The 20,753-nt window shown below is 47.1% G+C and carries 14 protein-coding genes; 8 read left to right on the top strand and 6 right to left on the bottom strand.

The features are described from left to right. Positions 1-398: 398 nt before the first annotated feature. On the bottom strand, positions 399-3,230 hold the full coding sequence (gene uvrA, locus HMPREF2955_RS02680) for an excinuclease ABC subunit UvrA (RefSeq protein WP_246830052.1): 2,832 nt from the start codon (positions 3,228-3,230) through the stop codon (positions 399-401). Between the two features lie 164 nt (positions 3,231-3,394). Here uvrA and HMPREF2955_RS02675 point away from each other — a divergent pair, with 164 nt between their 5' ends. The 3 genes from HMPREF2955_RS02675 to HMPREF2955_RS02665 are packed head-to-tail and all read left to right on the top strand — an operon-like array spanning position 3,395 to position 4,934. Further along, positions 3,395-4,054: a DUF6249 domain-containing protein gene (locus HMPREF2955_RS02675; protein ID WP_070720667.1), complete on the top strand. Its 660-nt coding sequence runs from the start codon at positions 3,395-3,397 to the stop codon at positions 4,052-4,054. Next, positions 4,055-4,606, top strand: a complete 552-nt coding sequence (locus HMPREF2955_RS02670; RefSeq protein ID WP_070720665.1) for an RNA polymerase sigma factor — start codon at positions 4,055-4,057, stop codon at positions 4,604-4,606. It abuts the gene before it with no gap. Then, on the top strand, positions 4,590-4,934 hold the full coding sequence (locus HMPREF2955_RS02665; protein WP_246830051.1) for a DUF5056 domain-containing protein: 345 nt from the start codon (positions 4,590-4,592) through the stop codon (positions 4,932-4,934). The genes HMPREF2955_RS02670 and HMPREF2955_RS02665 overlap by 17 nt, the downstream gene beginning before the upstream one ends. A gap of 1,227 nt (positions 4,935-6,161) precedes the next feature. Here the strand turns inward: HMPREF2955_RS02665 and HMPREF2955_RS02655 are convergent. The 5 genes from HMPREF2955_RS02655 to HMPREF2955_RS02635 all read right to left on the bottom strand — a co-directional run bounded on the left by HMPREF2955_RS02655 (position 6,162) and on the right by HMPREF2955_RS02635 (position 11,946). Further along, positions 6,162-7,583: a threonine/serine exporter family protein gene (locus HMPREF2955_RS02655; protein ID WP_070720654.1), complete on the bottom strand. Its 1,422-nt coding sequence runs from the start codon at positions 7,581-7,583 to the stop codon at positions 6,162-6,164. Between the two features lie 125 nt (positions 7,584-7,708). Next, positions 7,709-8,437 (bottom strand): SDR family NAD(P)-dependent oxidoreductase, encoded by a 729-nt coding sequence (locus tag HMPREF2955_RS02650; protein ID WP_070720755.1) that lies wholly within the window; start codon positions 8,435-8,437, stop codon positions 7,709-7,711. Between the two features lie 246 nt (positions 8,438-8,683). Then, a complete protein-coding gene (gene tilS, locus HMPREF2955_RS02645) occupies positions 8,684-10,045 on the bottom strand; it encodes a tRNA lysidine(34) synthetase TilS (protein WP_070720652.1) in 1,362 nt (453 codons plus the stop codon). Positions 10,046-10,078: 33 nt separating this feature from the next. Next, positions 10,079-11,266 carry a class I SAM-dependent rRNA methyltransferase gene (locus HMPREF2955_RS02640; protein ID WP_070720650.1) on the bottom strand — a complete coding sequence of 396 codons (1,188 nt, stop codon included), beginning with the start codon at positions 11,264-11,266 and terminating at the stop codon, positions 10,079-10,081. Between the two features lie 56 nt (positions 11,267-11,322). Beyond that, positions 11,323-11,946 (bottom strand): 3'-5' exonuclease, encoded by a 624-nt coding sequence (locus HMPREF2955_RS02635; RefSeq protein WP_070720648.1) that lies wholly within the window; start codon positions 11,944-11,946, stop codon positions 11,323-11,325. 112 nt (positions 11,947-12,058) lie between these two features. Here HMPREF2955_RS02635 and HMPREF2955_RS02630 point away from each other — a divergent pair, with 112 nt between their 5' ends. The 5 genes from HMPREF2955_RS02630 (at position 12,059) to HMPREF2955_RS02610 (ending at position 20,632) form a co-directional block, all read left to right on the top strand. Beyond that, a complete protein-coding gene (locus tag HMPREF2955_RS02630) occupies positions 12,059-14,545 on the top strand; it encodes an FtsK/SpoIIIE family DNA translocase (protein WP_070720646.1) in 2,487 nt (828 codons plus the stop codon). Positions 14,546-14,631: 86 nt separating this feature from the next. Then, a complete protein-coding gene (locus HMPREF2955_RS02625; protein WP_070720642.1) occupies positions 14,632-15,243 on the top strand; it encodes an outer membrane lipoprotein periplasmic chaperone LolA1 in 612 nt (203 codons plus the stop codon). A 36-nt stretch (positions 15,244-15,279) separates the two neighbouring features. Continuing rightward, entirely contained in the window at positions 15,280-16,797 is a 1,518-nt protein-coding gene (locus tag HMPREF2955_RS02620; RefSeq protein ID WP_246830050.1) for a DUF5687 family protein, read from the top strand. 148 nt (positions 16,798-16,945) lie between these two features. Beyond that, positions 16,946-18,694, top strand: a complete 1,749-nt coding sequence (gene recJ, locus HMPREF2955_RS02615) for a single-stranded-DNA-specific exonuclease RecJ (protein WP_070720635.1) — start codon at positions 16,946-16,948, stop codon at positions 18,692-18,694. A gap of 6 nt (positions 18,695-18,700) precedes the next feature. After that, the gene (locus tag HMPREF2955_RS02610; protein ID WP_070720633.1) at positions 18,701-20,632 is read left to right on the top strand and encodes a RecQ family ATP-dependent DNA helicase; all 1,932 of its coding nucleotides are present in this window, start codon (positions 18,701-18,703) and stop codon (positions 20,630-20,632) included. Positions 20,633-20,753: the final 121 nt, after the last annotated feature.

The raw sequence follows: 20,753 nt of genomic DNA, 5'->3' as shown, positions 1-20,753 counted from the left end.
ACACTTTGAAACGCCCCTCTTGATATACATGCGTTGGTGTGGCGACAACTACGCACTGCAATGTGGCGCAGACACAAAGAGGTCTGCAATCTACCTAAAACTAAGATACACACTTGCCGCAAACACCGGATTGACCTTTTAGGCGAATGCTTTTGTTAAGCCAAACGAACAATGCCAAGCTTGCTTGAACATTGCCTTGGTGAGAAAAGAACACTATGCTTGCCCAATGACAATCTGCTGAAAACAACATCAAAAACAAAACTAAGGCGCATTATTCATGAGGGGTTTCTCTTAAACCCAGATGCTTAATGGCAGTTGGTTGAACGAATGTTATATGCTGTTCTGCCAACTGCCATTAGCATTTTGCCCATTGTTGGGATAGGGTGGGGTGTGGTTTGTTAGCTTTCCAACTGTTCTTTCAAGTATTTTCCGGTAATACTCTCTTTGCAATTGGCCAGTTCTTCGGGTGTTCCGGCAAACACTAACTTACCTCCGCGGTCGCCTCCATCGGGTCCAAGGTCGATAACATGGTCGGCACACTTTATCACATCCATGTTGTGTTCAATCACAATGACAGAGTGGCCGCGTTCAATCAGTGCGCTCATAGCCGCTAACAGCCGCTTAATGTCATGGAAATGAAGTCCTGTGGTAGGCTCATCGAAGATGAAAAGCGTAGGTTCGGCCTTCTCTTGTCCAATGAAATACGCTAGTTTCACGCGCTGATTTTCGCCTCCTGAAAGGGTAGACGAGTTTTGACCTAGCTTAATATAACCCAAGCCAACGTCTTCAAGTGGCTGTAATCTATTGACAATAACTGTTTGTTTATGTGCGGCGAAGAACTCAATGGCCTCCGAAACCGTTAGGTCTAGAATGTCGTTAATGTTCTTTCCTTCGTAGCGAACATCCAAAACGTCTTGTTTGAAGCGTTGGCCATGACACGTTTCGCATTCTAAAATCAAGTCGGCCATGAACTGCATCTCCACAGTTATCACGCCTGCACCCTTACATTCCTCGCATCGTCCGCCCTCGGCATTGAACGAAAAGTATTGAGCCGAGAACCCCAATTGCTTGGCTAAGGGCTGATTTGCGAAGAGTTGACGTATGGGTTCGTATGCTTTAACATATGTGGCAGGGTTAGAACGCGTACTTCTGCCGATGGGATTTTGGTCTACGAACTCTATATGTTTCACCCGTTTAAGGTCGCCTTCCAACGCAATGAACTCTCCTGGTGCATCGGCAACATCGCCCATGCTGCGTTTAAGGGCAGGATGAAGTATGCCTTTGATGAGCGATGACTTTCCCGAACCGCTTACGCCCGTTACAACTGTCAGCACATTGAGCGGAAAGGTAACATCAATGCCTTTGAGATTGTTCATGCGTGCGCCCTTCAATAGTATCGACTGGTTCCACTTGCGCCTTGATGTTGGCGTGTCAATCTTCTCTGCTCCCGTGAGATAAGCAACGGTATGGCTGTTGGGGTACTTCTCTAAGGCATCCTTTGTGATGTAGGATGCAGGGGCATTAAATACAATTTCGCCGCCCAAACGTCCAGCATCGGGGCCAACATCAATGAGATGGTCGGCCTTTCGCAGTATATCCTCGTCGTGCTCCACAACAATTACAGTGTTTCCAATTTGTACAAGGTCGTTCAGAACCTTTATTAAGCGGTCGGTATCGCGACTATGTAGGCCTATACTGGGCTCGTCGAGAATGTATAACGAGCCTACTAGCGAGCTGCCTAGCGATGTGGTGAGCTGTATGCGCTGGCTTTCGCCGCCACTAAGCGTGTTTGATTGGCGGTTAAGCGTGAGGTAATGCAACCCTACGTCGAGCAAGAATTGTAGTCGGTTGTTTATTTCGGTGAGCAAACGGGCAGCAATCTTAGCGTCATAGTCGTTTAGTTGCAAGTTGTCGAACCATGTTTTAAGCTTGCCGATGGGCATTTCCACGAGGTCGGCAATGCTCATTCCGTCTATCTTAACCCATGTAGCCTCTTTCTTCAAGCGTGTTCCATGACATTCGGGGCAAGTTGTTTTGCCTCGATAGCGATTCAGCATCACGCGGTATTGTATCTTATATTGGTTCTCACGTACCATCTGAAAGAAGGCATCGATGCACACTTGTTCGCTGATGTCGCGGCCCTTCTCGGATGGAAGTCCGTGCCAAAGCATGTCTTTTTCCTTTCTCGACAACTCGAAGTAAGGCTTAAAGATGGGAAAGTTATCTTGTGCAGCACGCCTGCAAAACTCTTCTTTCCAAATGCCCATCTTGTCGCCATGCCAGCATTGCACGCAACCATCGTACACGCTAAGCGTGGAGTTGGGTATAACAAGGCTTTCTTCTATGCCGATAACCTTGCCAAAGCCCTCGCATGTGGGGCAAGCGCCTAGCGGAGAGTTGAAAGCAAACATGTTGTCCGATGGCTCTTCGAAGGTCATGCCATCGGCTTCAAATCGCGAAGAGAATTCGTAGGTGATGTTGGAAGGAAGAAACACCAGCCTACATTCGCCGTGCCCTTCGTACATGGCGGTCTCTACCGAGTCGGTTAGTCGTGAAAGATGTTCCTTACTGTCGTCTACGGCAAGTCGGTCAATGAGCAATAGGTATTCGTCGGCGTTGGCAGCTTTCAGCCTTTCCTCATTTTCCACAAGCTCGTCAATGCGAACAAAGTCGCCCTTGTGCCACAACCGGGTATAGCCCTCTTGCACAAACATGGTGAGTTGTTTCTCGAATGTTCTCCCCTCTGGTACATGGATGGGCGCAAGCACCACGAACTTCGTTCCGTTAGAATATTGTTTGGTGCATTGTATCACGTCTTCCACACTGTGTTTCTTCACTTCTTGTCCCGAAACAGGCGATATGGTCTTGCCTATCCGTGCAAAGAGCAGGCGCATGTATTCGTATATTTCGGTAGAAGTGCCCACTGTTGAGCGTGGGTTTCGCGTGTTAACCTTTTGTTCGATGGCAATGGCAGGTGGCAAACCCTTAATGAAATCGCATTCGGGTTTGCTCATATTGCCGAGAAATTGGCGTGCGTATGATGAGAGCGACTCCACATAACGGCGCTGCCCTTCGGCATAAAGCGTGTCGAAAGCCAACGAAGACTTGCCCGACCCGCTAACGCCAGCAATGGCAATGAACTTATTTCGAGGTATGTTAAGGCTGATGTTTTTGAGGTTGTTTACCCTTACTCCCTTTAACTCTATATGTTTATCTATTTCATTTATCATAGTTGTACGAATATCAATCAATGCGTCGACATGCAAAAATACAAATAAAAATCCGATTTACATCATCACTCCCGTCACTTTTACGATACATTTTTTCGCATATTCTGCAACTAAATCGCATTTGTTCACGTCTTATATACGTAAAAACGATAAACAACAACACAATGAAAAAATATCTATTGGCATTTTCCATGCTGTTTCTGGTCGGAGTTACGGCTATGGATGCCACCCCCAAACACCGACATCGCCACAGAACAACAACCGTATCGGTAAAGGCCGACAGCGCATCTGCGGCCATTGAGGTGTATTCAGACACTGCTTCTGCCAACGGTTCGGGTTCGGATAGTGCCTCTGTATCCAGCTCGTGGGACGACGACGATGACGTCCACGAAGATTTTGGCCATTTCATTAATAGAGTTGTTGGCCATGGCCCAAAAGACACGGGTGTAGTCGTTATTATCGTCTTTCTCGGTTTTATTCTTGCGTGTGCGCCCTTCCTAATCTTCGGTTTCATTATCTATTATATGGTAAAGCGACACAACGACCGCGTAAAATTGTCGATGAAGGCCATGGAAATGGGTCAATTGCCGCCTGCAAAGGCTGATGCCGCGTTTGCCGAAAGCGATGAAATGCTGTGGAAAAAAGGTGTTAAGAACTCGGCTCTTGGCTTGGGACTGGCACTGATGTTCTTCATGTTCGATGCAGAAGGCCTTGCTGGTGTGGGTCTGTTGGTGCTGTGCTACGGGCTTGGACAGGTGTATATGGCGCGCGCATCTCGCAAGAAACACGAAAATAAAGACGAAAACAACCATCCCGAATTCTAAATGAACGTGACGCAGCTCAACGATAACGCACTGGTTGCCTTGGCGGCTGAACAACACAACCGTAAAGCTTTTAACGAGCTGGTTGTGAGGTATCAGTCGCCCATCAGGCGATTCTTTCTCAACCAAACGTTGGGAAACGAGCCGTTGAGCGACGACTTGGCACAAGACACATTCGTAAAAGCCTATCTCAACATCACCAAATTCAGGGGCGACTCGGCTTTTTCCACCTGGCTATATCGCATCGCCTACAATGTTTTCTACGACTATACGCGCAGCAATAAACACACTGAAGATTTGGAAACGACGGAGGTAGCACGGCGAAACGCAGAGGTTTCCGACACAACCGTTTCGCTCGACATTTACGAAGCATTGAACAGGCTGAGCAACTACGAACGAATATGTGTTACTTTACAGCTAATGGAAGGTCAGCCCATCGACAAAATAGCCGAGATAACGGGCATGGCCGCAGGAACAGTAAAGTCGCATTTGTTCAGAGGAAAAGAAAAAATGACCAGATACTTAAAAGAAAATGGATATGACAGAAAGAGATGACGAATTGTTGATGCACTTCTTTTCGGAGCATAAACAAGAAATATTCGACAACGGCTTTTCTGAACGGGTGATGCAAAAGCTACCCCGTTCGGCCATCCGCACCTACAACAGGGTATGGACGCTCTTCTGTTGCATGGTGGGTTTGGCGTTTATTCTGCTTACGCGGGGTTGGGAACAGGTGGCACGCATTGGCCACATCCTAAGCTCGCAGTTCTATGATGCACTGTATGGCTTAAACCTAACGAGTTTCACACCCGTTGTTCTGTTCGTTGCCATGCTCACGTTCATCGGCGTAACGGTTTACAATCTCAATCTCTCGAAAGATTAGCATTGGGATAATTGTTCACATTCATTATCTTGCACTAGAATAACAAAAGGGGCAGGCGAGTTCATCGTCTGCCCTTTTTGTTGGGTATTATTGTCTCCTTCTAAACGTTTTATAAACATGTACCTCTTACAGAATCTAATGCTACAAATCACACTTAATCTGTCTTTTTGTTCTCATGATAAGTTTTTACCTTGCTAAATTTGGGCTATTGGTCCTGCCAATCGTTTTATGTCGGCATACTAGTAATGCCACATTTCCTTTTTCAGTTCGTACACACCAAGAGGTATGTTTGCAACGTTCACAGGCCGTTCATTTTGTTTCTTTACGCAAGAATGTAAATATTTACGCTTGTTTTTTAACATCAAAAGTGCCCATCCAATCCATCAATCGCCCAACTTGTCGCAAAAAATCGATTCTCGCGAAGGTTTGTTTTGGTGCAAAATGGGGGTAGACGTAAATGCAGGAAAAATGAATATTTATTTCAAAGAACCGTCATTTGTGCCAGATTTTGGGCTATTTGTAGCTAAACGCAGTGCGTTTTGGTGCTAAATGTAGTGTATTTTGGCGCTAAACGCAGTGCGTTTTGGTGCTAAATGCAGTGCGTTTTGGTGCTAAATGCAAGGCGTTTTGGTGCTAAACGTAAGCCAAAAATGTGGTTAAATGCAAGATGATAAGCATAAATATACACTATAAGGAAAGAGATAAGAGCCTTTAAGGCCATTAAAAACATGGCTCGAAGGGCAGAATTTATGCTAAAATGTGGGGTTTGGGGGGTTAAAAGCGTATAATTGGGCTTGGAAAATTACGAGCCGACAACCAAAATAGAAAGGCGAAATGGTGCAAAATGCAGGTTGTTTTCTTTAAAACTGACAAAGCAAAGGACGTGAAAGACCAAGAATTGTGGTCATTTTGCTACTTTTTAGGCAATATTCTCGCTAGAACGAAGTGAAAATTTGAATGGTATTGTAAAATAAAAGATAAAAATTTAAGTTTTTGAGTTGAAGAGTTAGTGAGTTGATGAGTAGATGATTTTTTTTGAGTTTATGTGTTGGTGGGTTATTGAGTTTTACTTCAAGAGGAAAGAGGTAACGAAGTTAAACCAAGTACTTCTTTGTTGAAAACTAAAAGTTGCGACAAGTAAACTCATTAACTCATCCGTTCATAGACTCACTAACTCAAAAAATCATCAACTCATAAACTCAAAAACTCACCAACTCATAATTTCTGTTAGATATCCACCTCGTCAAGGTCTACAAACCTACCACGTGCTTTTCTTTCTTCAATCAACCGTTTTAGTTTGCGTTGTCTATTGGGTGCAATCCACTTCCTTGCAAAGATGTTGGGGATGGCCACACCAACGGCAATGCACAACACAATGAGCGATGCACGGATACCATTTGTCATGGCAGTGGTTAGTTCGCCCACAACACCGTGCATGTCTAGCAAAGCAAAAAGGCAACGGTACATCAGCACACCAGGCACCATAGGTATGACTGTGGGTATGGAAAGACACTGGTGTGGTAGATGAACCCAATGAACCACCTTGACATAGATGATGCTGATGAGCGATGCGCCAACTAACGAGCCAATAACAGGCCCTAAATCAAGTCCGATGTTGTGAGAACTGTCTCCTAAATTAACATAGTTTCGGGTGCATACGGCCACAATTCCGCCCAGTGCGAGTATCCACAATTGCTTAGGAGGGAAGTTGTAAATGGTGGCAAAGCCCATGGCCGAGATGGCGGCCGCTATGGCATATTCCCAATAAGCGTGGTGGGGTGTCATGCTAAGGTCCCTTACAAAGTTGTCTATTCCACACACGCGTATGGCCACTACTATGCCGAATGCCATAGCAGCGACGATGAGTATGGTGTTGACACCACGCACAATACCCACCTCGATGTTGTTGTCGAGCACATCGCTAACAAAGTTGATGATAGGCACCCCTGGCACAATAAACAACGTGCAGGCCATAAGTGGATGCCAGGGGGTGGTGGTTTGTAGTGCATGGGCAAGCCATTGGGGCATGTCGGCCACCAACTGCGAGTTGGCAAATGTACCCAACAGCCATGCTATGATAGTAGAAACAAAGGCCGCAATGGCAATGTTGGCATAGCCGTTAGAGCCTATCTCGTTGAGTTTTGTACGCAAACGGAACCCCAAGGCTGCTGCAAGAGATGCGTAAAAGAAGGCCGTCCAATCGCAACCGAACTGAATGCAGAAACCTCCACATGCAAAACCTGCCGCTATGGCTACCTGCCAGGGCGTGTAACTGCGCTTGCGCTTGCTGATTTTGTTGAGTTCTTCCTCGTAGCGGTCTAACGAATAGTCTTCTCTGATGGCACTCCACGACAGCTTGCTGATGTCGGAAATGGCACGCATCTCAATGCCATGCTTGTCGCAACGCTGGAATTTTGAAAACGAATGTGCACCATCGCTGAGGTTCACCATCAACATGTTGTAGGTGATGTGGATGTGCAGATGCTCTTCTTTTAACCCCAAATAGGCGGCGGTTCGTTTCATGTTACGCATAATGCGGCTCGTGTCTGCCGAACTTTCAACGAGGATTTGGCCTGTTCGAAGTAATAGGTCTAACTTTCTTCGCAACAGTTTCTTGGACTCAACGTGTTGACTTTCTTCTATTTTCATCGCTTGTGTTAAACTAAGTGTTTGTATTTTTGTTTCCTGAAAAACGCCTGCAAATTTAATAAAATATAACGAAATGTGCGAACATTTTCGCCTTTATTGTACTTTCGAAGCGATGGATTGCCGCATTAGGCTTTGCCAATCTTCATTTTGCGCCAAATAGAATTGGGTATCATGCGCCAAATACGAACCATCAGTCGATAACGCCAGTCGATAATTCGCACACGTTTTTTGCGTTTTAATGCCCACATAATACGCTCGGCAACATGTTCAACCGTCATCAGCATCGGGTAGTTGTCGCCCGTAAGGATGGGGGTGTCTACAAAGCCAGGCCTTATGTCGGTGAAGATTATGGGCAATCCACGCTTTACTGCCAATTGGTCGAGAGCTTGGATATAAGCATTTTGGAATGTTTTAGACGCGCTGTACGATGCCGCGCTGCCAATACCCTTGGTGCCTGCAACCGACGAAATGATGGCTATGTGTCCGCCACCGTTGTCGGCCATGTAGTTAAACACGAAGTCAACCATGCGTGCAAAGCCCATTACGTTGGTGGCTAGTGTGGCTTGCTCGATGCTTTCGTCTAGCAAAGTGTTTTGTTTACCAATGCCTGAGGCATGAAAATAGAGGTCGATACCACCCAAGCGAGCGATGAGTTGCGATAGAGGCGTTGTAGCCTCAGTGTCGGTTACGTCAATGCGCTGTGTAAATACCCGTTCGGGAGCCAGCTGTGTTAATGTTTCTAGCGGTTCTAGTCGGCGGGCAGAAAGTCCCACCATCCAACCTTCTTCAATGAGACGCTTGGCAACGGCATAGCCAATGCCCGAAGATGCGCCCATAATAATAGCCTTTTTCATTGTCTTTTTGGTTTGATAATTGTTTCTTCCAATCACTTCTTGGCGACAAATACGCCGTAAGGATTGTTCTGTTGAGATTTTACGAATTGGGCAAACGCCCGCGTTAGAGGTTTAAAAGCTTATAAGATTTTGAAGATGTGCATAATACCACACGCCACTTCAACAAAATATGACGAACTTATAAACTTTGTGGCGAATACAAAGACCAAAGAATTAAGAAACATACAAACTGGCAAACTAAGGAATTTAAATCTCCAGATAGTCGAGTTGTAAAAAGTTGGTTGTTCTTTCCGTTATCCTAAAACGGTTGTCTGTGCGTTCGCCCACGAGCCACAAAAGCGCATCGTTGGCATCGAAAACGGCTAGCTGTCGTTGTCGGTCGAAGTACGAGCGTTTTCTGTCTGTTAGAAAATCGCTTACCAATTTAGAGCTCCGCATGCCGAAAGGCACAAATCGGTCGGCCGTTTTTATGTGCCTAACCATTAACGGAAAGGCGATGTTGGCCATGTCGAGATGTGCACAATGGGGAGCCTTACTGGGTGAAAAACCTTGGTCTTTCGCGCCCTTACTCACTTTTATGCGCACATCGGGGGTGTAAACATAGGTTCCTTCTTCGGGTATGCGCATTGTTCTGGCCAGTTCGTCAGCGTTCATCGTTTGTTCAACCAAGAGCATTTGCCTATCAACAACAAGTGTATGTGTGGGCGATTGCCACAGCTTACCCGTTTGTTGGTCAGCACTTTGCGCTATCTGTTCTATCTGAGCAGGCGTAAAGCCCAGGGGATGTATTAGTTGGAAGAGCACGTATTCGGGCGAAGGTGTTTGCCGTAGCCTGTCTATCGAGATGCCCAACCGCCATCTGGGTGTATCTTCGCGCACCACCGTAACATCGCTTGCATGGCTTTCGATGGCAGGATTAAATATCTTTTCAGCCTCGGCAAGCCTTTCTATTGTTTTCGCGATGTTGTTTGTAGAAACGCGATTGATTTCTGTTAACAGGGGAACAAGCGTTAGCCTGATTTTGTTTCGTGTGAAATCGGTGGTCAGGTTGGTACTGTCTGTTACGTATGCTTGGCCCAGTGCTTGCAGATAGTTAAGCAAGTGGGCGTGCGAAACGGCGAGTAGGGGGCGCAACACGTACCCATTTCGAGGTTTCATGCCCGTAAGACCGCTTAGCCCCGTGCCTCTTATGAGGTTGATGAGCATGGTTTCTACGTTGTCGTCTTGATGATGGGCCACGCAAATTCCGTCCATATCGAGGTCGTTGCGAAGTTTTTCGAAATGGTTGTAGCGCAGTTCGCGTGCTGCCATTTCTATGCTAAGCTTGTGCAAGGCGGCGTATTCGGCGGTGTCGAAGTGTACAGTATGGAAAGCTACGCCGTGTTCTCTGCATAGATTTTCGCAAAAGGCCTCGTCGCGAAACGACTCTTCGCCGCGTAGCTTGAAGTTGCAATGCACGGCATCTACATTGTAGTCCAGACGTAAGAGCATGCGGAAGAGCGCCACACTGTCGGCTCCACCCGACAGGGCAACGAGGTATCGACCACTTGGCGAAAGCAAGTTGTGGCGGTCGATGTATTGGCTTACCTCTCGTTCAATCTTCTTCATGCACGCTTGGGGTGTTATTGGGTGAGGCCAGGCCTATTCTACGTATAGCACAAGCCCCTTTAAATACTCGCCTTCGGGATGGAAAATGTTGATGGGATGGTCGGCAGGTTGGTGCAATTGGTGCATGATGCGAACCTTGCGACCAGCTTGTGCGGCAGCCGTAAACACCGCATTGCGGAATTGGTCTTTGGTAACCACCTGACTGCAACTGAATGTGAAGAGCAGGCCGCCAGGCTTAATACACTCGAACCCCTTAGCGTTGAGCCGCGTATAGCCTTTAAGTGCATTGTGAAGTGCGGCGCGATGCTTAGCAAATGCAGGGGGGTCTAGCACAATGAGGTCGTACTTGTTCTCGTTGGCGTTTAGAAATTTGAATGCGTCTTCGCAGAAAGCCTCGTGCCTGTTGTCGTTGGGGAAGTTCTGTTCCACGTTTTGGTTGGTCAGTTCGATGGCCTTTGCACTACTGTCTACCGAGTGAACGAGCTTGGCGTTGCCGCGCATGGCATACACCGAAAAGCCTCCCGTGTAGCAAAACATGTTGAGAACGCTTTTGCCCATTGCATACTTTTCGAGCAGCGAACGGTTGTCGCGCTGGTCGATGAAGAACCCAGTCTTTTGTCCTTTCAGCCAATCAACGTGGAAAAGCAAGCCGTTTTCCATGCCCGTATTGTTCTCGCTGCCGCCATAGATAAACTCATTCTCTTGTCCCAACTCGGCTTTGAAGGGTAGGGTAGTGTCACTTTTGTAATACACATTCTCTATGCGAGAGCCCATAACCTCGACCAATGCCTTGCAAATCTCGTGTCGGGCAAGGTGCATACCCACGCTATGGGCTTGCATCACGGCCGTTTTTCCGTAGCAATCAACGATTAGTCCAGGCAGATTGTCGCCTTCGCCATGCACCAGTCGATAGGTGTCGTTGTCGGCTTTGTTGGCAATGCCGATGGCCAAACGGGCGTTTAGTGCCGAGGTTAGGCGGGTTTTCCAGAAGTCGGCGTTAATTTTCACATCCCTGAAAGACAGCACACGTACGGCGATAGAGCCGATTTGATAATGCCCCACGGCGATAAAGTCGCCCCCATTTGTGAGCACGCGCACCAGTTCACCCTCGTCAATGTCGCCCTTTTCGGCAAAATGACTGATGGCCCCAGAGAACACCCAGGGGTGAAAACGCTTTAAACTTTCTTCCTTTCCCTTTTTAAGATATATTGATTTGTACATACTGTTAATATTGCCAGATGATGTTGGATAAGTGTTTGGTTGCAAATGACCTGGCGTTAGTCTTGCTCGTTAATCACCAATTCGTAGTCGCCACTTTGTTTTAGGCGCAAGATTTCCTTATATAAGTTGATGCAAGCCCATGCGTCGAGTGCGGCATACGCTTTCTGCTTGTCGTTCAGAACATCCGAATCCCAATTTGTTAGCCGTTGTCTTTTACTTATTTTTTGGTGGAATAGGTTGGCGTAGAGCTTTTGCAGGCTTAGGTCTTCGATGCCCAATTCGCCCACAAGGTCTTGCAAGTCAATAAAATAACCTGGCGTGAAAGCAACTCGCTTGTGCAAGGAGAGCATGTCATCGTGAAGTGACAGGCCCACCATCGGCACCGCCTTATTTTCTAAAAGGCGCAAGATGGCAGGGGTTATGCCAATGTGGTTGAGCCTGAAAAGGAAACAAACGTCGCTTGTTGACACCTGCAAGAGCGACACCATGTGCGTTTCCCCCTTCTTAAACGAGGGACGCGTCTCGGTGTCTACGCCCAAGATGTCTCGGCTAAGAAGGAAGTCCACTGCCTTTTCTGCCTCGCTTTCGCTCATCACCACCACCGTTTTGCCGGGGAAGGTGACAGTTGGAAGTTGTGCAATGCTTTTCTTATCGAATTTGTTATATATAATCTTTCTCATTTCCACTTCGAGTTATAACGTGTTGCAAAATTAGAAAAAAGTTGTGACTTTATAGGCCTTTCTTGGTTTTTTACGCTAATTTTGCAGTTGATTTTCAGATAAAAAAACAACGATGGTAAAAAGAAAGACAGAGAGTAAGCCAAAAAGGAAAAGCTCAACGTTCTCACTTAGCGGCATATTCAAGATAAGCAACGAACGGACCGACTTCGTTTTAGGTGTCGTACTCATCCTCATGGCTGTGTATGTGGGCTTAGCTATGTTCTCTTTTTTCACCACAGGCAAGGCTGATCAAAGCATTTTGGAAGACCTTCGCCCCGGCGAATGGCTCAATACAGGCAAGGAATTTTCCAACTATTGCGGTTCGTTGGGTGCTATTTTGGCCTACACGCTCATAACGCTCAACTTCGGTTTCGCAGCTTTTGCCATTCCCGTCTTCATCCTTTTGGTGGGAGCTAAGCTAACGCGCGCTTATAAAGTAAACCTTTGGAAAACCTTCTTTTACCTTGCCATCATCATGATTTGGTGTTCGGTGGCCTTCGCTAAGTTCCTTACCCCGCTTACAGGTAACCTTACCTTCAACCCAGGTGGCAATCATGGGCTGTTTTGTGTGCAGAACATCGAGAACATGATAGGCACTCCCGGACTTACTGCCTTGTTGTTTATCGTGGCTTTGGCGTTTCTAACTTACCTTAGCGCAGAGACTGTTTCGTTTGTTCGCAAAGCGATAAATCCCGTTAAATACATCACTAGCAAGGTGAAATTCACCATTGCTAACAATGGAAGTAGAACCGTTCCTGCCGACAGAGACGAGGAAGTGGAGATTGAAACACAACGAGAAAACAAGACCACAAACGACGAAGAAGACCTCAATGACGAAGAAGATGAGCTGCCAACGGTTGTAGATCTCACCGACGGAACAATGGGGTTAGGTGGCGATAAAGCGTTTGGCGGTGCACATACCCATAAGGGACAGCAGGCGAATGGCGACCCTTCGGCGCAGCTGAAAGTGGAAATTCCACAAGCAGAAGAAACAGCTAGCGGCCGAGAACTAACCGCTGCCGATGTGTTGAGTACGCCCATTAACCCCTTAGAGCCTTTCTTATCTTACAAATACCCCACGCTCGACTTACTGAAAGCCTACGACAAGGACAACAAGCCCTACGTGGACATGACCGAATTGAAGGCCAACAACGACCGGATTATCAAGGTGTTGCGCGACTTTGGCGTTGAAATAAGGGAGATTAAGGCAACGGTTGGCCCAACCATTACGCTCTACGAGATAACGCCAGCCGAGGGTGTGCGCATCAATAAGATACGAAACCTAGAAGACGACATTGCTCTGAGCCTTGCCGCACTGGGTATTCGCATCATCGCACCCATTCCCGGCAAAGGCACTATCGGCATAGAGGTGCCCAATAACAAGCCCAACATCGTGTCGATGGAGAGCATTCTCAATTCAAAGAAGTTCCAAGAAACAAAGATGGACCTGCCTTTGGCCTTGGGAAAAACCATCACCAACGAAGTGTTTATGGTAGACTTAGCCAAAATTCCACACTTGCTTGTGGCTGGTGCAACGGGTCAAGGTAAGTCGGTTGGCCTTAATGCCGTCATCACCTCTTTGCTCTACAAGAAACATCCCAACGAATTAAAGCTTGTTTTGATAGACCCGAAGAAGGTTGAGTTCAGCATTTACTCGCCCATCGTTAACCACTTCTTGGCCAAAGTGCCCGAAGAAGATGATGAACCCATCATAACGGACGTTACAAAAGTGGTTCGTACGCTCAACAGTCTTTGCAAACTGATGGACACGCGCTACGACATGTTGAAGATGGCAGGGGCGCGTAACATTAAAGAATACAACGATAAGTTTGTCAACCATCAGTTAAACCTCACCAAGGGACACGAGTACATGCCCTATATCGTGGTGATTATCGACGAGTTCGGCGACCTTATCATGACTGCCGGCAAAGAAATAGAGTTGCCAATAGCACGTATTGCACAGCTTGCGCGTGCCGTAGGCATACACATGGTGATAGCAACCCAACGCCCAACAACAAGCATTATCACAGGTAACATCAAGGCAAACTTTCCAGGAAGAATGGCTTTCAAGGTGAGCGCAATGATTGACTCGCGTACCATTCTCGACCGCCCAGGTGCCAATCAGCTCATCGGGCGCGGCGATATGCTTTTCCTTAACGGCAATGAGCCTGTTCGTGTGCAGTGCGCATTTGTAGATACACCCGAAGTTGAGCGCATCAACAGGTTCATTGCAGACCAACCTGGCCCAATAGAACCAATGGAACTGCCCGAACCAAACACCGACGAGGGTGGCATGGGTGGTGGCGGAACGGCCGACATGAACAGCCTTGACCCCTACTTCGAAGAGGCTGCTCGCGCCATAGTTATTTCGCAACAAGGCTCAACAAGCATGGTTCAGCGGCGTTTTTCCATTGGATATAACCGTGCAGGGCGACTGATGGACCAGTTGGAGGCGGCAGGCATTGTGGGCGTAGCGCAAGGCAGCAAGCCCAGAGAGGTGCTCATCACCGACGAAAACACGCTGAATGTCCTCTTGGCCAAGCTGCGCGGGGCTGGATAAGCCACTTATTGCCCCGCCATATCGTGCCAATCGGCACAACGAAAAATAATTATCACTTTAAGCTATAGATATAAAGTAACACAGCTATGTTGAAGAAAGTATTATTATTGGTTTGCCTTTCGATGTTCGTTTTCAATGCCACAAAGGCACAAAAGGATAACGATGCCCGTAAAGTGTTGGACAAAACGGCCGCCATTGTAGGCAATAAAGGTGGGGCTTTGGCCAACTTTAAGCTGTCGAATGGCAAGTTGGGAGCCATCAGCGGAACCATTTCCATCAAGGGTAACAAGTTCTATGCCCACACATCGAAGGCCACTGTGTGGTTCAATGGCAAGACGCAATGGAGTTATCTGCCCTCAACCAACGAGGTGAATGTTAGCAACCCTAACCAGAGTCAGCAGGCTGCCATGAACCCTTACACCTTTATTAATATGTATAAGAGCGGCTACAACCTGTCTATGAACAAGGTGGGGCGCGACTATCAGGTGCATCTTGTGGCCGAAAAAGGCAACAAAGGCATTCCCGAACTCTATGTTTTGGTAGATGCTACGTACAAACCGAAACAAGTAAAGATGAAACGTGGCGGCGAATGGACCACCATAACGATAAGCAATTTCCAGCATAAAAACCTCTCCGACCATCTTTTCAGCTTTAATTCAAAAGACTTTCCCAGTGCCGAAGTGGTGGATTTGAGGTAAGCCAAACCCATTAACACCTTCGCTTTCGTAACGTTTATGCCGATGAATCGCCTGCAATTATACCGCACTTTATACAGACATCGTTCGTTATCCATGCGCCGCGCCTTGGACTACGAGCACAATCGTTCGGCCAAATACCTATTTTATATAGGCTATATAATGGGTTTCGCGTATATGTTGTTTATTGCAGTGCTGCTTTCTTTGAAGGTTAACAACATGCGCGACACCAACGCGGCCGGCCTAATAGTGGGCATTTTGCCTATCATCCTGTTGGTAGACCTCTTTATACGTTTCACCTATCAGCAAACGCCAGCACAGATAATCAAGTGCTATGCACTGCTGCCGTTACCCCGAAAGGTTTGCATTGAAAGCTTTATAGGTGCCTCGCTCTTTAATCTAGGCAACACATGGTGGTACGTATTGTTTGTTCCCTATTGCGTGATGTCGGTGGTGTTCAGCTATGGTTTGCTTGCAACCATCTTGCTTTTGGCGTTTATTGGATTAACCATCTTGCTTAACAGCCAGCTGTATGTGCTTTTCCGAACCCTCATTTCGCAATCCTTGTTATGGGTATTTGGGCTTTTAGCAGCGTATGGCCTTTTGGCAGTACCGATGTTTTTGGGGGGAAACGGCTCGGTTGCGTCGTCCCTTTTCGTTTATTCACGCCTAGGTATAGCCCTGTCGCAAGGTGAAATGTGGCCGTTACTCATTGTTCTATCCCTACTCATAGCGGTGGTTTGGCTGAACAGAGAAGTGCAATTCCGTGCCATTTGGCGCGAGTTGACAAGCGAGAAAGCTGCAACCAAGGTCGATGGGAAAGACCGACTGGCCTTTCTCAGGCAGCACGGTGAGATTGGCGAATACGCTCATTTGGAGTGGAAATTGATTTCGCGCAACAAGTTTCCGCGCAAAACATTCATTTATAGCTTTTTCTTGATAGCGCTTTTAAGTGTTCTCATCACTTTCACACAAGCCTATAATGGCGATGGAATGGTGCGTTTTTGGTGTTCGTACAACTTTGTTATCCTCGGCCTTACACTCCTGTCGCGATTGTTAAGCATGGAAGGCAACTATATCGACATGCTTATGGTACACCCCAACAGCATCTATTCGCTTTTGCGAGCCAAGTACTACGTGTATTGTGGTTTGCTTATAGTGCCCTTTATGCTTATGCTGCCAATGGTGTTCGTTGGTAAGGCCAGTTTGCTTATGTTGTTGGGATTCGGTCTTTTTGCAGCGGGATTCCAGTTCTTTGTTTTCTTCCAGTCGGCCGTTTACAACAAGCGAACTCAAAAACTTAACGTCTCGCTCATGTCAAGCCGAAACGTGGAACGTAACTATCTGTACATATTTGTTTGTCTCTTGGCGCTACTTACCCCAGTGATATTCGTAGGTACGCTTTCCATGTTCTGCTCACCCACTATTTGTTACTTATGTCTTGGCTTGGTAGGGCTTATCGGTATTGCCACCCATCGCTTATGGATAAGGAACGTTTGTGTGCGAATGATGGCACGACGGCATGAAAATTTGGAAGGATTTAGGACTTCCAAATGATAGCGCGCATGGCATTGCAGGGCAAAAGAACCAAAGGTTTTTAGCCAGTCCACTGCAAATGTCATAGGTATTTAGTAACTTTACAGCCTATATGCGGTTCGTTTATTGAACCGCCATTAAGGATAAGAATCAATAAACCAACACGATAATGCACTTTAAATGGATATACGAACCGCTTTCGCCACAAATGCAATCTGCGGCAAAAGAATTGGGCGAGAAACTCAATATGAGCACCATTCTAGCTCAATTGCTCATACGTAGGGGCATAACAACAGAAAGTGCGGCCAAGCGTTTCTTCCGTCCGCAGCTCAACGACATCATCAACCCCTTTCTGATGAAAGACATGGACGTGGCCGTAGACAGGCTTAACGATGCCATGGGACGTAAAGAGCGCATCATGGTGTATGGCGACTACGATGTCGACGGATGCACATCGGTTGCCCTCGTGTATAAATTCCTCCAACAATTCTACTCAAACATCGAGTATTACATACCCGACCGCTATGAAGAAGGCTACGGCGTTAGTCGCAAAGGCATAGATTATGCCCACCAATCGGGCGTAAAGCTTGTTATCATCCTCGACTGCGGAATTAAGGCCATCGACGAAATAGCTTACGCCAAATCGCTGGGCATCGACTTCATTATCTGCGACCATCACGTTCCCGACGAAGAGATGCCGCCAGCAGTAGCCATTCTTAACCCCAAACGCCCCGACGACCATTACCCCTTTAAGCACCTTTCGGGCTGTGGCGTGGGCTTTAAGTTCATGCAAGCCTTTGCCAAGAACAATGGCATTCCTTTCTCGCGGCTCATACCCATGCTCGACTTATGTGCCGTTAGCATAGCTGCCGACTTGGTGCAGGTGGAAGAAGAAAACCGTATTTTGGCTTTTCATGGGCTGAAACAGCTCAACCAAAACCCAAGTTTGGGCTTAAAAGCCATCATAGATATATGCGGACTTTCGGGTAAAGAGATTTCCATGAGCGACATCGTATTCAAAATAGGGCCGCGCATCAACGCATCGGGGCGTATGGAGAGTGGAAAAGAGAGTGTGTCGCTGTTGGTAGAGAAAGATTATAACGTGGCTTTGCAAAGCGCTAAGCACATTAACGAATATAACGAGCAACGCAAAGACATCGACAAGCAGATGACCGAGGAGGCAAACCAAATTGTGGCACGCCTGGAAAGTCAGAAAAAGCAGTCGAGCATCGTGCTGTATGATGAGAATTGGAAAAAAGGCGTGATTGGAATCGTTGCCTCACGACTTACCGAAATTTACTTCCGACCCACAGTTGTCATTACCCGCGATGGTGATTTCGCCACAGGTTCGGCTCGCAGCGTCATGGGGTTCGACATTTATTCGGCCATTAAGAGTTGCCGCGACTTGCTCATTAACTTCGGCGGACACACCTATGCCGCAGGACTAACCATGAGATGGGACGACGTACCGCATTTTGTGGAACGCTTTCACCAATATGTAGACTGCCATATACTGCCCGAACAGACCGAGGCCATACTGCACATTGATGAGATAATAGACTTTAAGGACATCACCAAGAAGATGCACCACGACTTAAAAAAGTTCTCGCCCTTCGGTCCGGGCAACCTTAAACCGCGCTTTTGCACCAACAATGTTTACGATTATGGCACAAGTAAGGTGGTGGGGCGCGAGCAAGAACACATCAAGCTCGAACTTATCGACTCTAAATCGAGTAATGTGGTAAACGGCATTGCCTTTGGGCAGAGTGCCTCGGCACGCTATATCAAGTCGAAACGCAGCTTTGACATTGCCTATACCATCGAAGACAATGTGTTTAGACACAACAACGTACAACTGCAAATAGAAGATATTAGGCTTACCGAAAGCGACGAGAACGACGAACACAACGCCCTTTAACTGCCTATGGAAGAAACTAACGGCACGCAAACCGCCCACGACGCGTTTAAACGAACGTTGCGCGAGTATTGGGGCTACCCCGATTTTCGTGGCATCCAGCGAGACATCATCGAGAGTATCGCCCAAGGAAAGGATACGCTTGGACTGATGCCCACGGGCGGTGGTAAGTCTATCACCTTCCAAGTGCCTGCCTTGGTGATGTCTGGTGTTTGCGTGGTGATAACCCCTTTGATAGCCTTGATGAAAGACCAAGTTGACCATCTGCGGCAGAAAGGCATACAGGCGGCCGCCATCTATTCGGGAATGAGCCGGCGCGAGATAATCACAACGCTCGAGAATTGCGTCTTTGGTGGTGTAAAACTCCTTTATGTGTCGCCCGAACGATTGTTTTCCGACATCTTCAAAACCAAGTTCAAACACATGGAAGTGAGTTTTGTCACCGTAGACGAAGCCCACTGTATCAGCCAATGGGGGTACGATTTCCGCCCTTCTTACCTGGCCATTGCCGAGGTTAGAAAGCTTAAACCCGATGTTGCGGTGCTTGCCTTAACAGCCACAGCCACTCCCAAGGTGGTTGACGACATTCAAGAGCGATTGAATTTTAGGCAAAAGAACGTGTTCCGAATGAGTTTCGAACGTTCAAATTTGGCCTACATCGTTCGCGACACAATGGATAAACACACCGAACTGATACATATTCTCAACGCCGTGGCTGGTTCGGCCATCGTTTATGTGCGCAGTCGCAAGCACGCCAGCGACATTGCCTCCCACATTTCCTCGGCAAACATCTCTGCAACCTTCTATCATGCAGGTCTAGAACCTGCCGTAAAGAACCAACGACAGAACAGCTGGCAGCAGAACGAGGTGCGAGTGATGGTGGCCACCAATGCCTTTGGCATGGGCATAGACAAGCCCGATGTGCGCTTGGTGGTGCACATGGATTGCCCAGACTCTATTGAAGCTTACTTTCAAGAGGCGGGTAGGGCAGGGCGCGACGGCAAAAAGGCTTATGCCGTGCTGCTATGGAACAATAGCGACCGCAGGAAACTGAACAAGCGCGTGGCTGAAACCTTTCCCGAAAAAGACTATATAAAAGAGGTGTACGAAGACTTAGCCTATTATTATCAAATAGGTGTGGCCAGCGGTGCTGGCTATTCGTTCGTATTCGAGATAGACAAGTTTTGCCGAACGTTTAAGCATTTCCCTGTACAAACGCATTCGGCATTACAGATTTTGGAGCGGGCAGGCTATATACATTACGAAATGGACCCCGAAGCAAGGGCGAGAGTGATGTTTAAGCTCGGGCGTAACGACTTGTATCGCCTAGATGAGGGAAGTGCGTTTGAAGAGGCCGTGATTACGGCTTTGCTAAGAAACTACGGCGGATTGTTCAGCAATTACGTATATATAGATGAAAGTTTATTGGCACAAGAGGCCGAACTGACCACACATCAGGTGTATGTGATACTAAAAAATCTAGCCCAGCGCAACATCATCAACTTTATTCCGCAACGCAAAACACCGTTTATAACCTATCTGCGGGATAGGGTAGACGGCGAACGGGTTGTGTTAAGCAAGGAGATATACGAAGAACGTAAGGCACAATATGTTGCTCGCATCAATGCTATGCAGGCTTACGCCACAAATGGGGATGTTTGTCGAAGTCGCCAACTCCTTATATATTTTGGCGAAGAGCGACACAAAGATTGCCAACAATGCGATGTTTGCTTGGAACATGCCTCGTCCGAACCTAGCAACGGGCAAACAACCACGGCTCGTAACGCCATACTAAATTTGTTGAAAGATGGCGAACGGCACCATATAACCGAACTTCACAAGCTAAACTTACCTCAAAAGGGTTTAGATGTGGCACTCGAATACCTCATTCACGAAGAGGAAGTACGCCTTGATGGTAGTTTCCTTTATATTTTAGAGTGAGTTTGTGAGGTTATGAGTTTGTGGGGTTATGAGTTTTGTGAGTTTTGTGAGTTGTGAGTTTTGTGAGGTTATGAGTTTGTGAGTTTGTGAGTTTTGTGAGGTTATGAGTTTGTGAGGTTAT

Source organism: Prevotella sp. HMSC073D09, assembly GCF_001814145.1.
In the GTDB taxonomy this organism is placed as follows: domain Bacteria; phylum Bacteroidota; class Bacteroidia; order Bacteroidales; family Bacteroidaceae; genus Prevotella; species Prevotella conceptionensis.
The sequence above is the reverse complement of the archived record's forward strand: the minus strand, read 5'-3'. Positions and strand labels throughout refer to the sequence as shown.